Here is a 12,456-nt window from a genome sequence, read left to right on the forward strand (position 1 = left end):
TCACCATATGGTCCGGTGCCATACTTCGTGCTTAACAGTGCAATTGCACCATCCTGGTGCTTCTGCTCGCCGGGCGCGCTGCCATTTCCCGGCGAGTGCAGATCTGATTCGGCCCGTGTTCTACGGGCCGTCAGAGATTATTTGCCGCTCTTCACTTTGGTCCACGCGCGAGTGCGCACGCGGTCAATCTTCGGATCCTGCACCTTCAGCGTGAACAGTTTGGCGAACACATCCGCTGGCGGATAAATCGCCGGGTTGTTACGGATCGTCTCGCTGACCAGCGGTGTGGAGGCCTTGTTGCCGTTGGCGTAGAACACCTGGTCGCTGATTTTAGCGATCACATCCGGGCGCATCAGATAGTTAAGGAACTGATAGGCTTCATCTTTATTCTTGGCGTCGGCCGGCATGGCAAAGACATCAAAGAACGCCAACGCGCCTTCTTTCGGAATAAAGTAGGAGACGTTAACGCCGTTCTTCGCCTCTTTCGCGCGGTTGGCCGCCTGCCAGACATCCCCTGCCCAGCCGATCGCCACGCAGATGTCGCCGTTGGCAAGGTCATTAATATATTGCGAAGAGTGGAAGTAGCGAATGTTCGGCCGCAGCTTCAGCAGCAGATCGGTCGCCGGGCCGGTGTAATCATCCGCTTTGCTGCTGTTCGGATCCTTGCCGAGGTAGTTCAGCACGGTGGCGAAAATCTCTTCCGGCGCGTCGAGGAAGGAGACGCCGCAGCTTTTCAGTTTTTCAAGGTTCTCCGGCTTCAGCACCAGATCCCAGCTGTCCACCGGCGCATCTTTACCGAGGACGGCTTTCACCTTATCCACGTTGTAGCCAATGCCCGTCGTCGCCCACAGGTAAGGCATGGCGTATTTATTCTCAGGGTCATGCTTGGCGACCAGCTTCAACACTTCGGGATCAAGGTTCTTCCAGTTGGGCAGCTTGCTCTTGTCCAGCGGCTGGAACACGCCCGCCGCCAGCTGGCGCTCAAGGAAGCTTGCCGACGGTACCACCAGGTCGAAACCGGTGCTGCCGGCCATTAATTTGCCTTCCAGTACTTCGTTGGAATCAAAAACGTCATACACGACTTTAATCCCGGTCTCTTTTTCAAAATTCGCTACCGTGTCCGGCGCAATATAATCAGACCAGTTATAAACATGCAGGGTTTTTTGTTCGGCGGCGAGCGAACCGGCAGAGACGGCCATCAGCGCACCCGTAACCAGACCTGTTAACCATTTTTTACCAAAGGCGGTCATATCTCTTATCCTTCTCAACGCCCGTTAATTTACGGGCTCAAATATACGCATTTCAACGCATGCAAGAATCATGCATATTTTTTCATTGCCTGAGAAAAGGAGAGCGGATCTCTCCCGGAGTGGTTGCTCGCAACTGGAAGCATCGCCAGAATAACTGTAGCCAGAATAAGAGGCTATAGCCCAGGTAAAAAAACGCCTTTTATCAAATTTTTATGCAATAACGGTCTACGTGATAAGCCAAAACGGCCTGAATGGCGGTGAATAATGCTTTAAGAGAAGGATAAACGCAGAATAAAAGCGGGTAATACGCAGCCGCTGCGGTAGTGGCTGCGCTAATTTTAGGCAGGTTTAGTGAAGAAAATGGTATTGCACGTTTTCCGCCGCGGGCTCTTCTTCTTCGCCTTTGTACAGCAGCTGGTTGGCGCCGGCTTCGAGGATCACCATTGAGATCTGCTCTTCGCTTTGGCGGAAGAACCAGGCGAACTGCTCCATGGTCACCCCCGGGCCGATAGACAACGACTGACAGACCACCAGCTTGGGCAAGTTATCGTCCTGAATATCGATAAACGCCTTCACAGTTAACGAACTGGCGTTGATAGCCGAGAGATCCGCCGACAGCGCCAGCAGAGCGGACGGCTTCACCTCCGCGAGGGCGGAAAAGAGCACCACGTTGTCTACCAGGTCAATTTTGGCATCAAAAATACCGTCGAAATTCTGCATATGCGGCAGATGCAATGCCTGGCAGGAATCGCACTCAAAAAAGCTGATGCCGATCTCATCCAGCCAGCGGCGTAGCGTATCCAGACCTGGAACGACCAGTGAATCCATAGTGCCTGTGACCCCTTACAATGAAAAAACGACGCCATAGCTTACGCAAAAAAAGCGCCGCATACCATGACAGACTTGCATCCAGCGGCTAGCCGCCTATTTTCAAACAGAATTCCGGCGTCGCCTGGCGCTCGATCCAGGCGATCATCCGGCTGGCGATGTCCACGCCGGTGGTGGTTTCCACCCCTTCCAGCCCCGGCGAGGCATTCACCTCCATCACCAGCGGCCCGCGGGTGGCGCGTAAAATATCGACACCGGCGACATCGAGCCCAAGGGTTTGCGTCGCCTTGATGGCAATCGCCCGCTCCTCGTCGCTAATCTGCGCCACCGTGGCCATGCCGCCGCGGTGCAGGTTAGAACGAAAGTCGCCCTCTTTAGCCCGCCGTTCGATCGCCGCCACCACCTCATTGCCGACCACCAGGCAGCGAATATCGCAGCCTTTCGCCTCGGCAATATATTCCTGCACCAGAATATGCGCATTCAGCCCGCGAAAGGCGTCGATCACGCTCTCCGCCGCCTGACGGGTCTCCGCCAGCACCACGCCGATCCCCTGGGTGCCTTCCACCAGCTTCACCACCAGCGGTGCCCCGCCCACCATGGCGATCAGGTCGCTGGTGTCATCGGGGGAGTGAGCGATGCCGGTCAGCGGCAAATCGATGCCCTGGCGCGCCAGCAGCTGCAGCGAGCGCAGCTTATCGCGAGCGCGGGTGATGGCGACCGACTCATTCAGCGGATAGCTTCCCAATAGTTCAAACTGACGCAAAGCCGCGGTGCCATAGTAGGTGATCGCCGAGCCAATCCGCGGGATCACCGCATCAAAATGCGGTAGCTGACGCCCTTTGTAGTGGATGGACGATGCCACCGGACTGACATTCATATAACAGGAAAGCGGATCGAGGATCTCGACCTGATGCCCGCGCTGTTGCGCCGCTTCGCGCAGGCGTCGACATGAATAAAGCGTTCCATCCCGGGATAATATGGCAATTTTCATCCTGCACCTCTGCAAAAAGACCCGCTCTGGCGGGCCTCAGCTATCGAACACACTTTCACCTTTCCTGCGGCCGGCGGCGGAGATCACCTGGCCGGAGCAGCAGTGTACACGTAATCAGCGTGTTGCCCACCCCTGCTTATGCAGATAGTCGAGAATAAACGGACGACTCTCTTTCACGATAGTGCGACGGATATGATCGCTCCAGGTATCGCGGCGGGCGTTGCTGCCGCGCGACAGATAATAGTGCGCCAGCTGGTCGTCATAGTCCGCCAGCAGCGCGTTATCCAGCGGCTGATAGTGGTTCTCATGCACCAGCATGGCGGCCGGCATCCGCGGCTTGATGTCCGGGTTATCCGCCGGCCAGCCAAGGCAAAGACCGAACAGCGGCAGGACGTGCTGCGGCAGCGCCAGCAGCTCGGTCACCGCCTCGATGCTATTACGCAACCCGCCGATATAGACGCCGCCCAGCCCGAGGGACTCGGCGGCAATCAGCGCGTTTTGCGCCAGCAGCGCCGTATCGACGACGCCGATCAGCAGCTGTTCAGCCAGCCCCAGCTGCGCCTGTGGGCAAATCTGCAGGTGGCGGTTAAAGTCGGCGCAGAAAACCCAAAACTCCGCCGCCTGGGCGACGTGCTGCTGGCCGCCGGTCAGCGGGACCAGTTGCTCACGCAGCGCGGGGTCGGTAATACGGATGATGGAGGTGCACTGTAAAAAACTCGAGGTAGATGCCGCTTGCGCGCTGGCGATAATCTCTGCGCGCTGTTCGTCGCTCACGGGGGCATCGGTGAAGTGGCGGATGGAACGATGGCTGCGCAGCAGCTCAATGGTCGGCGTCATTACGTTTTTCTCTGTCAGACAAGGATTCAGGCTTTGGAGAGTGCGTTAACTGCGGGGCCACGATCTGCGCCATCCGCCACATAACGACGATGGCGGCGGGGATCATCAGCACGATCCCGGCAAAGAGCATCACCAGCGCCGCGGTCGGGCTGGCAATGGGCGCAGGCAGCTGGACATACTGGTTAAGCGAGAGCCAGGCGAGGGTTAACAGCCCCATCCCGAGGATCTCAACCAGCAGAATGCTTTTCGGCAACGGGGCAAATTTTCGCATCACGCCTCTCCGGTTGATAAGCGCGGCGCATCAGACAATCTCACTACGCCGCCGGGTCAGTATACGGGTTTTGATAGTACGACATTTATCAAACATAGCCGTAAACCATCGAAGCAAAAGGCAGAACCTTCTTTCCCTCACCGGTCAATGCAGGCATCATAAGCGCCATTCGCCATCCGGCTGAGGTTTAAGGAGAGAAGCAATGTTTACCGTTATTTTTGGTCGTCCAGGCTGCCCTTACTGCGTTCGCGCCAAAGAGCTGGCAGAAAAACTGACCAACGAGCGTGATGATTTTAACTACCGTTACGTGGATATTCACGCCGAAGGCATCAGCAAAGCTGACCTGGAAAAGACCGTCGGCAAACCGGTTGAAACCGTGCCGCAGATCTTCGTCGACCAGAAACACATCGGCGGTTGCACCGATTTCGAAGCCTGGGCGAAAGAGAACCTTGGCCTGTTTGCCTGAGTCAATTTATTTGCTCGATGAGTGACTGCGCCAGGTATCAAGCCAGGCGCAGATAAACAAAAAGCACAACGCCCCGAGTGCGCACCAGAACACCGCGCTCAGTACCCACGCCATCTCCTGCCAGAACGTTCTGTGCGTCACGAAGAACAGCCGCATCGTCACCATACAGACCGGCGCCGCCAGCATCGCACCCAGCAAAGGACGCAGTACCCGCTGTCCGGGAGAGAGGCAGCTCGCCGCCGCCCCTGGCAACAAAAAGAAGAGCAGGCCCAGCTCCGGGTTGCCGCTGGCGCGAAAGGCCCCTTTCATATGTAATAGCAGCGATAAGCACACCACAATGAACAGAACGAAGCCGCAGATAATACCGGCCCAACTACGCTCAGACTTCACCGTATCCTCCTGATGTTGCCTCTAACTCACGTCCACGTCGCCCAGTCAGATAAAGCATTTCGGCAATCCATGCCAATAACTCCCCAACCAGCCTAAAAACGATTGTCACTAGCCGCCGCATCCAGGAAGGATTAAACTAGCGGGTATATTTTTGCTGGTTATAACAGGGTGCCAGAATAGGTTCGCCACAACGCGAACGCCTGAGCAACCTTAGACCAAATAACCATTTCCTTCAACAACTTACTAGTAAATGAGAAGTTGGCTTTCGTGAATATAAACGTCGCAGATTTGTTAAACGGGAATTACATCCTGTTATTATTCGTTGTACTTGCATTAGGACTATGCCTGGGAAAACTGCGTCTCGGCTCAGTACAACTTGGTAATTCCATTGGCGTTTTAGTCGTTTCTCTCTTATTAGGTCAACAGCATTTCGCGATTAACACTGATGCCCTTAATCTCGGCTTTATGCTGTTTATTTTTTGCGTCGGCGTGGAAGCCGGGCCCAACTTTTTTTCCATTTTTTTCCGCGACGGCAAAAACTACCTGATGCTGGCGCTGGTGATGGTCGGCAGCGCGATGCTGATCGCCACCGTGCTGGGCAAAGTGTTCGGCTGGGATATTGGTCTTACCGCCGGTATGCTGGCGGGCGCCATGACCTCCACCCCGGTGCTGGTGGGCGCGGGCGACACCCTGCGCCATTTCGGCCTGCCCAGCGATCAGCTGGCGCAGTCGCTTGACCATCTGAGCCTCGGCTATGCCCTGACCTACCTGGTCGGCCTGGTGAGTCTGATCGTCGGCGCCCGCTATATGCCCAAGCTGCAGCATCAGGATCTGCAGACCAGCGCCCAACAAATCGCCCGCGAGCGCGGCCTCGATACCGATTCAAAACGTAAAGTGTACCTGCCGGTGATCCGCGCCTACCGCGTTGGCCCGGAGCTGGTGGCCTGGGCGGATGGCAAAAATCTGCGCGAACTGGGGATTTATCGCCAGACCGGCTGCTATATCGAACGCATCCGCCGCAACGGCATTCTGGCCAACCCGGACGGCGACGCGGTGCTGCAGATGGGCGACGATATTGCGCTGGTGGGCTATCCGGACGCGCACGCCCGCCTCGACCCGAGCTTCCGTAACGGCAAAGAGGTATTCGACCGCGATCTGCTCGACATGCGCATCGTCACCGAAGAGATTGTGGTCAAAAATCACAACGCCGTCGGCCGCCGCCTGGCGCAGCTGAAACTCACCGACCACGGCTGCTTCTTAAACCGGGTGATCCGCAGCCAGATTGAAATGCCTATCGACGATAACGTGGTGCTGAACAAAGGCGACGTGCTGCAGGTCAGCGGCGACGCCCGCCGCGTAAAAACCGTGGCCGACCGCATCGGCTTCATCTCCATTCACAGCCAGGTGACCGACCTGCTGGCCTTCTGCGCCTTCTTTATCGTCGGCCTGATGATCGGCATGATCACCTTCCAGTTCAGCTCTTTTAGCTTCGGCATCGGCAACGCCGCCGGCCTGCTGTTCGCCGGCATTATGCTTGGCTTCCTGCGCGCCAACCACCCAACCTTCGGCTATATCCCGCAGGGAGCGCTGAACATGGTGAAAGAGTTTGGCCTGATGGTGTTTATGGCCGGGGTCGGACTCAGCGCCGGGGCCGGGATCAATAACGGTCTGGGCGCCGTCGGCGGTCAGATGCTGGCGGCAGGGCTTATTGTCAGCCTGTTGCCGGTGGTGATCTGCTTCCTGTTCGGCGCCTATGTGCTGCGCATGAACCGGGCGATGCTGTTTGGCGCCATGATGGGCGCCCGCACCTGCGCCCCGGCAATGGAGATCATCAGCGATACCGCGCGCAGCAACATTCCGGCGCTCGGCTACGCAGGCACCTACGCCATCGCCAACGTGCTGCTTACCCTTGCCGGGACGCTCATCGTGATCATCTGGCCAGGGCTACAATAAATTTTTGAGAAAAAAGCCGTCACAGGCAGAACTTTTTCTCAGGGCATCAGTCATAAGTAATGCCACTGCTTTTCTTTGATGTCCCCATTTTGTGGAGCCCATCAACCCCGCCACTTCGGTTCAAGGTTGATGGGTTTTTTGTTGCCTGCATTTAGCCCTTACGCATGTCTCGCACCGCCTCAGCGCCCCTCTTCCTGCGCCCTCTCCCCCGCCAGCTGCCCAACCAGCAGCCGGATTGCCGCCTTCGACAGCGGCGCGCGGTCGGTGACAAAGTGCAAGGTCATTCCTTCAATAAAGGCGTCGAGGCCGCGGGCGGTATCGGGGGCGAACCATTGCTCCAGCGTCTGCTGGCTGCGCCGCATCCAGTTCTGCATCACCCCCTTTAGCGCCGGCTGACTGCTGCAGAACGCGTACAGCTGATACATCAGCTCCATATTGCGCGCCGTGGTCACCTGGGCGCTGAAGATCAGCTCCGCGATGGCATCGCAGGCTTGTTCCCGGTTCGTTACCCCGGCAAAGCATTGCTGATACTGCGCCGACATCTCGGCGGTAAACAGGCTGAACGCCTCCTCAACCAGCGCCTCGATACCGCTGAAATAATAGGTCAACGACCCCAGCGGCACATTCGCGCAGAGGGCGATTTTGCGGTGCGTCACCGCCTGGACGCCGTGCGCCGCGATGGTGTCCAGCGTCGCCTGCAGGATGCGCTCGCGGCGCTGCGGATCGTTCGGTCTACGGGCCATGATTTTCCTCTTCCGGTTTATGTACAAATGTACACATGCTTGCTACTGTTGTCTTCACTCTTCTCCTTTAAGGCGTTTACGGATGACGACGCAAACCTCGCGCAGAGCGCTCCAGCTTCGGCTGTGGGCGCTGTTTATGTTCTTTTTCATCCCCGGCTTATTAATGGCCTCCTGGGCTACCCGCACGCCGGCGATCCGCGATCAGTTGATGCTTTCTACGGCAGAAATGGGCGTGGTGCTGTTTGGTCTGTCGGTGGGGTCAATGAGCGGTATTCTCTGCTCAGCGTGGCTGGTGAAGCGCTTTGGTACCCGCAAGGTCATCCGCACCACCATGTCCTTCGCCGTACTCGGCATGCTGGTGCTCAGCCTGGCCCTGTGGGTCTCTTCCGCCCCGCTGTTCGCCTTCGGCCTGGCCATCTTTGGCGCCAGCTTTGGCTCTGCAGAAGTCGCTATTAACGTCGAAGGCGCGGCCATCGAGCGAGAGATGAATAAAACGGTGCTGCCGATGATGCATGGCTTTTACAGTTTCGGCACCCTGTTCGGCGCCGGGGTGGGCATGGCAGTGACCGGATTCGGCCTGCCTGCCGCCCCGCATATCCTGGCGGCCGCGCTGGTGGCTATTCTGCCCATCGCCATTGCCATCCGCGCCATTCCCGATGGCACCGGTAAAAATGCCGCCGAAGCCGCCCACGGAGAGGCGAAAGGTCTGCCGGTATGGCGCGACGCGCAGTTGCTGCTGATCGGGGTCATCGTCCTGGCGATGGCCTTTGCCGAAGGCTCGGCCAACGACTGGCTGCCGCTGCTGATGGTGGACGGCCACGGCTTTAGCCCCACCTCCGGCTCGCTGATCTATGCCGGCTTCACCCTCGGCATGACGCTGGGCCGCTTTACCGGCGGCTGGTTTATCGATCGCTACAGCCGGGTGACGGTGGTCCGCGGCAGCGCGGTGATGGGCGCCCTGGGTATTGGCCTGATCATCTTCGTCGATAACCCCTGGGTGGCGGGCATCTCGGTACTGCTGTGGGGCATCGGCGCCTCGCTCGGCTTCCCGCTGACCATCTCAGCCGCCAGCGATACCGGGCCGGACGCGCCCAAGCGCGTCAGCGTGGTGGCGATCACCGGTTATCTTGCTTTCCTCGTCGGGCCGCCGCTGCTGGGCTTCCTCGGCGAACACTTCGGCCTGCGCAGCGCCATGATGGTGGTGCTGGGTCTGGTGATGGTGGCGGCACTGGTCGCCCGCGCGGTGGCTAAGCCACAATCTGAACCCGTTATGGAGAACAGCTAATGAGCATCAAACTGATTGCGGTGGATATGGACGGCACCTTTTTAAGCGATGCCAAAACTTACAACCGGCCGCGCTTCCTCGCCCAGTACCAGCGAATGCGTGAACAGAATATTCGCTTCGTGGTCGCCAGCGGCAACCAGTATTATCAGCTGATCTCCTTTTTCCCGGAGATCGCCCATCAGATCGCCTTTGTGGCGGAAAACGGCGGCTGGGTGGTGAGCGGCAATGAAGACGTCTTCAACTGCCAGCTGCCGCTCCACCATTTCAACGCCGTGGTCGATCATCTGCAGACCCTGCCGAATATCGAAATCATCGCCTGCGGGAAGCGCAGCGCCTACACTCTCAACCGCTATAACGACGCGCTGAAGACGGTGGCGGCGAAGTATTATCACCGCCTCGAACTGGTGGATGATTTTAACCACCTTGATGATGCGATCCTCAAATTTGGTCTCAACGTACCGGACAGCCTGATCCCGGAAATTCAGCCGAAGCTGCACGCGGCGCTGGGGGATATGGTCACCGCGGTGGCCACCGGCTACGGCAGTATTGACTTAATTATGCCTGGGGTGCACAAAGCCAACGGCTTGCGCATTTTGCAGCAGCGCTGGGGCATTGAGGATCATGAGGTGGTGGCGTTCGGCGATAGCGGCAATGATATCGAGATGCTGCAGCACGCCGGATTTGGCTTTGCCATGGCCAACGCCCGGGAAGACGTCAAAGCTGTCGCCAGCCATCACGCGCCGCACAACAACGAAGAAGGCGTGCTGCAGATTATTGATAAGGTGTTAAATCGCGAAGCGCCGTTCGCCTGATAAGACCCCGGATGCCTTTGTGCATCCGGGTTTGCCACCGGTTACGCCTGCTGCGAATTGCCGACGCTTTTATCTTTCAGGAAGTAGATCATCAGCCCCAGCCACAGTACCCCGCCCAGCAGGTTAAACAGGCTGAACAAGCCGTTGCCCCCCAGTTCATAAGCATGTTTGCTGAGCTCGATGCCGACGGTGAAGATCAGCATCTGCAGCATTCCCATCGCCGCCGAGACCGTGCCTTTGCTCATCTCGCTGGCGAACAGCGTTAAGCGCACCAGACCGGCATTCGCGAGGCCAATTCCGAAGGCGTAGAAGCTCAGGCCGGCGGTCATCCACAAATAAGCGTGGGAAGAGACCACGGTCGCCGCCGCGGAGAGGATCAGACCAAACATGATCGGCCAGCCGCCCATGATAATCAGCGAGCGCACGGTACGGCGCGAAGTCAGGCGCGCCAGCACCAGGTTACCGGCAATCAGCGCGCCGAAAATCGGCACCTGCAGCATGCCATACTCATAGCTGGTGGCCTGTTCGCCGCTGATAATAATCACCGGCGACTGGGCAATCCACGCCAGCAACGGCAGGCTGACAAAGCCTGTCGCCAGCGCGCCGGCGACGAAGCGCAGGTTTTTCAGCACCAGACGATAGTCACGACCCAGCTCTTTGACCGACAGCTTTTCGCCCAACCGCGTCGCGGTTTCCGGCATCGCCCGCTGCAGCCCGACGAACGAGATGCCCGCCAGCACGGCGAACAGGACGAACATCATCTCCCACGGCAGCACGTGCACCCAGGCGGCGCCCACCAGCGGCCCCAGCAGCGGAGCAATCAGCGCCACGTTGGCCATCAGGGCGGTGATTTTGATACACACCGCCTCCTCAAAAGACTCCTGGATCGCCGCATAGCCTACCGCGCCGATAAAGCACAGGCTGATCCCCTGCAGGAAGCGCAGCAGGGTAAACTGCTCAATGGTCTGCGCCAGCAGCGTCGCCAGACAGGTGACGATAAACCACACCACCCCGGTCAACATCACCGGGCGGCGGCCAATACGGTCCGACAGCGGCCCCAGCAGCCACTGTAAAAACATGCCGCCAGCCAGATAGGCGGTCATCGAGGTAGGTACCCATTCGTTGCCCACCTGAAACTCCTGAACCACGGCCAGCATACCCGGCTGGATCATATCGTTGCCGATATAGGTGGAAAACTCGTACAGCACCAGACATAACGGGAACAGCAACGCCTGCCTTCCGAGGCGGCGGCCTGAAAGCGAATAATTTTGCATGAAATCTCTTATCTATCAAAAATCGCGCAAAGTGTAATGAAACTCCCGGCGCGGAGATAGTGAATTGTGGGTGACACCGCACAATATTGCGAATTGCGCGCCGCCGTCCGCACTCTCCCCCTGCTATTCAGCCTGCGTATATATTCCGTTTATGTTTCAGCAATGTGACAAACGATATACTGGCGCTTTTCAGGCGGTTAGCATTGAAATCCATTTGCAAGATTTCTTAACAACCTGATCTTTAAGACAATGCTGCTTTATCTCCACACCGCTTTTTTTTAGGGTAGGCGGCTTATTTGCTATCGGACCAACGAGCCTGGAAGTCTATGCTGGAAAATATTAACTACGCGCTGTTCGCCCTGATCAACGCGACGCCGGCCTCGCCGCAGTGGGCCATTGAGGTGGCGATCCTGATCGCCAAAGATCTGATTCTGATCGTGCCCTTGCTGGTAGTGACATTATGGCTGTGGGGGCCTGCCCAGCGGCAGATGGTGTTTAAGCTGATGCTGGCGCTGATGATTAGCCTAACCGTGTCGTGGGCGATCGGCCACCTCTATCCGCACGATCGGCCGTTTGTCGCCGGCGTAGGCTATAACTTCCTGCATCACGCGGCGGACGACTCCTTCCCCAGCGATCATGGCACCGTCAGCTTTACCTTTGCCCTGGCTTTTCTGTTCTGGCACCGCCTGTGGTCCGGCGCGCTGCTGATGGCCATCGCCGCCGCCATCGCCTGGTCCCGCGTCTATCTCGGCGTGCACTGGCCTCTGGATATGGTCGGCGGTCTGCTGGCCGGAATGTGCGGCTGCCTCGGTGCGGCGCTGATCTGGCATACGTTCGGACCGGCGCTGTATCGCCAGCTGCAGCGACTGTATCGTCTCTGCTTCTCCCTGCCGATCCGCAAAGGCTGGGTACGCGGCTAAACGCCAGCCGTCGCTGCGGCCACCGCGTGACTAACCCGTAAGCGACAGGTAAAATCCCGCTAACGCCCTGCCCCCGCAGGGCGATTTTAGCGCAGAGGGAATATGGAAACTCGCCGTGACGAACGTATCAGTCAGCTCATTCAGGCACTCAAACGCAGCGATAAGCTACATCTGAAAGAAGCCGCCTCCCTGCTTGGGGTGTCGGAAATGACCATTCGTCGCGACCTCAATGGCCACAGCGGCCCGGTTGTGCTGCTCGGCGGATACATTGTGCTGGAGCCGCGCAGCGCCACCCATTACCTGCTAAGCGATCAAAAAACCCGGCTGGTCGAGGAAAAGCGCCGCGCCGCTCGCCATGCGGCCGCGCTGCTAGAGGCCCATCAGATGGCTTTCTTCGACTGCGGGACCACCACGCCGTGGATCATTGACGCCATCG

The 12,456-nt window shown here is 58.1% G+C and carries 14 protein-coding genes; 6 read left to right on the forward strand and 8 right to left on the reverse strand.

Translation table 11 applies throughout. The features are described 5' to 3' along the window. Nucleotides 1-137 precede the first annotated feature (137 nt). The 5 genes from potF to CW267_RS03700 all read right to left on the reverse strand — a co-directional run bounded on the left by potF (nucleotide 138) and on the right by CW267_RS03700 (nucleotide 4,177). Nucleotides 138-1,250: a spermidine/putrescine ABC transporter substrate-binding protein PotF gene (gene potF, locus CW267_RS03680; protein WP_002896368.1), complete on the reverse strand. Its 1,113-nt coding sequence runs from the start codon at nucleotides 1,248-1,250 to the stop codon at nucleotides 138-140. Between the two features lie 348 nt (nucleotides 1,251-1,598). After that, complete coding sequence (locus tag CW267_RS03685) at nucleotides 1,599-2,078, reverse strand: YbjN domain-containing protein (RefSeq protein WP_002896365.1); 480 nt, start codon at nucleotides 2,076-2,078, stop codon at nucleotides 1,599-1,601. An 88-nt stretch (nucleotides 2,079-2,166) separates the two neighbouring features. After that, nucleotides 2,167-3,069 carry a 30S ribosomal protein S6--L-glutamate ligase gene (gene rimK / locus CW267_RS03690; protein WP_012542349.1) on the reverse strand — a complete coding sequence of 301 codons (903 nt, stop codon included), beginning with the start codon at nucleotides 3,067-3,069 and terminating at the stop codon, nucleotides 2,167-2,169. Between the two features lie 114 nt (nucleotides 3,070-3,183). Next, nucleotides 3,184-3,906, reverse strand: a complete 723-nt coding sequence (gene nfsA / locus CW267_RS03695) for a nitroreductase NfsA (RefSeq protein WP_012542350.1) — start codon at nucleotides 3,904-3,906, stop codon at nucleotides 3,184-3,186. Then, nucleotides 3,890-4,177, reverse strand: a complete 288-nt coding sequence (locus CW267_RS03700) for a YbjC family protein (protein WP_008805812.1) — start codon at nucleotides 4,175-4,177, stop codon at nucleotides 3,890-3,892. The genes nfsA and CW267_RS03700 overlap by 17 nt, the downstream gene beginning before the upstream one ends. Nucleotides 4,178-4,379: 202 nt before the next feature. Between CW267_RS03700 and CW267_RS03705 the strand changes: the two genes are divergently transcribed. Continuing rightward, a complete protein-coding gene (locus CW267_RS03705) occupies nucleotides 4,380-4,643 on the forward strand; it encodes a GrxA family glutaredoxin (RefSeq protein ID WP_002896352.1) in 264 nt (87 codons plus the stop codon). Between the two features lie 6 nt (nucleotides 4,644-4,649). On the opposite strand, the gene ybjM is transcribed toward CW267_RS03705, so the two are convergent. Then, nucleotides 4,650-5,033, reverse strand: coding sequence for an inner membrane protein YbjM (gene ybjM / locus CW267_RS03710; protein WP_008805811.1), 384 nt, complete (start codon nucleotides 5,031-5,033; stop codon nucleotides 4,650-4,652). Between the two features lie 267 nt (nucleotides 5,034-5,300). On the opposite strand from ybjM, the gene CW267_RS03715 reads away from it, so the two are divergent. Next, a complete protein-coding gene (locus CW267_RS03715; RefSeq protein WP_008805810.1) occupies nucleotides 5,301-6,986 on the forward strand; it encodes an aspartate:alanine antiporter in 1,686 nt (561 codons plus the stop codon). A 179-nt stretch (nucleotides 6,987-7,165) separates the two neighbouring features. On the opposite strand, the gene CW267_RS03720 is transcribed toward CW267_RS03715, so the two are convergent. Further along, nucleotides 7,166-7,729 carry a TetR/AcrR family transcriptional regulator gene (locus CW267_RS03720; RefSeq protein ID WP_012542353.1) on the reverse strand — a complete coding sequence of 188 codons (564 nt, stop codon included), beginning with the start codon at nucleotides 7,727-7,729 and terminating at the stop codon, nucleotides 7,166-7,168. Nucleotides 7,730-7,811: 82 nt separating this feature from the next. Here CW267_RS03720 and CW267_RS03725 point away from each other — a divergent pair, with 82 nt between their 5' ends. Then, nucleotides 7,812-9,014: an MFS transporter gene (locus tag CW267_RS03725; protein WP_008805808.1), complete on the forward strand. Its 1,203-nt coding sequence runs from the start codon at nucleotides 7,812-7,814 to the stop codon at nucleotides 9,012-9,014. Continuing rightward, on the forward strand, nucleotides 9,014-9,826 hold the full coding sequence (locus CW267_RS03730; RefSeq protein WP_008805807.1) for a Cof-type HAD-IIB family hydrolase: 813 nt from the start codon (nucleotides 9,014-9,016) through the stop codon (nucleotides 9,824-9,826). Before CW267_RS03725 ends, CW267_RS03730 begins: the two co-directional genes overlap by 1 nt. A gap of 41 nt (nucleotides 9,827-9,867) precedes the next feature. On the opposite strand, the gene kdeA is transcribed toward CW267_RS03730, so the two are convergent. Beyond that, the gene (gene kdeA, locus CW267_RS03735; protein WP_032732730.1) at nucleotides 9,868-11,100 is read right to left on the reverse strand and encodes a multidrug efflux MFS transporter KdeA; all 1,233 of its coding nucleotides are present in this window, start codon (nucleotides 11,098-11,100) and stop codon (nucleotides 9,868-9,870) included. A gap of 326 nt (nucleotides 11,101-11,426) precedes the next feature. Between kdeA and ybjG the strand changes: the two genes are divergently transcribed. Together ybjG and CW267_RS03750 are read left to right on the forward strand one after the other, a co-directional pair. Next, nucleotides 11,427-12,020: an undecaprenyl-diphosphate phosphatase gene (gene ybjG / locus CW267_RS03745; protein WP_012542354.1), complete on the forward strand. Its 594-nt coding sequence runs from the start codon at nucleotides 11,427-11,429 to the stop codon at nucleotides 12,018-12,020. Nucleotides 12,021-12,122: 102 nt separating this feature from the next. Further along, nucleotides 12,123-12,456: DeoR family transcriptional regulator (locus CW267_RS03750; protein WP_133124734.1), on the forward strand; the 334-nt coding region annotated here is incomplete at its 3' end.

Source organism: Klebsiella sp. X1-16S-Nf21, from assembly GCF_002837615.1.
GTDB lineage: Bacteria > Pseudomonadota > Gammaproteobacteria > Enterobacterales > Enterobacteriaceae > Klebsiella > Klebsiella variicola.

Bases quoted from the DNA above. Each gene is read 5' to 3' on its own strand.
- potF (WP_002896368.1), bottom strand. From the start codon at position 1,250: ATGACCGCCTTTGGTAAAAAATGGTTAACAGGTCTGGTTACGGGTGCG.
- CW267_RS03685 (WP_002896365.1), bottom strand. From the start codon at position 2,078: ATGGATTCACTGGTCGTTCCAGGTCTGGATACGCTACGCCGCTGGCTG.
- rimK (WP_012542349.1), bottom strand. From the start codon at position 3,069: ATGAAAATTGCCATATTATCCCGGGATGGAACGCTTTATTCATGTCGA.
- nfsA (WP_012542350.1), bottom strand. From the start codon at position 3,906: ATGACGCCGACCATTGAGCTGCTGCGCAGCCATCGTTCCATCCGCCAC.
- CW267_RS03700 (WP_008805812.1), bottom strand. From the start codon at position 4,177: ATGCGAAAATTTGCCCCGTTGCCGAAAAGCATTCTGCTGGTTGAGATC.
- CW267_RS03705 (WP_002896352.1), top strand. From the start codon at position 4,380: ATGTTTACCGTTATTTTTGGTCGTCCAGGCTGCCCTTACTGCGTTCGC.
- CW267_RS03720 (WP_012542353.1), bottom strand. From the start codon at position 7,729: ATGGCCCGTAGACCGAACGATCCGCAGCGCCGCGAGCGCATCCTGCAG.
- CW267_RS03725 (WP_008805808.1), top strand. From the start codon at position 7,812: ATGACGACGCAAACCTCGCGCAGAGCGCTCCAGCTTCGGCTGTGGGCG.
- CW267_RS03730 (WP_008805807.1), top strand. From the start codon at position 9,014: ATGAGCATCAAACTGATTGCGGTGGATATGGACGGCACCTTTTTAAGC.
- kdeA (WP_032732730.1), bottom strand. From the start codon at position 11,100: ATGCAAAATTATTCGCTTTCAGGCCGCCGCCTCGGAAGGCAGGCGTTG.
- ybjG (WP_012542354.1), top strand. From the start codon at position 11,427: ATGCTGGAAAATATTAACTACGCGCTGTTCGCCCTGATCAACGCGACG.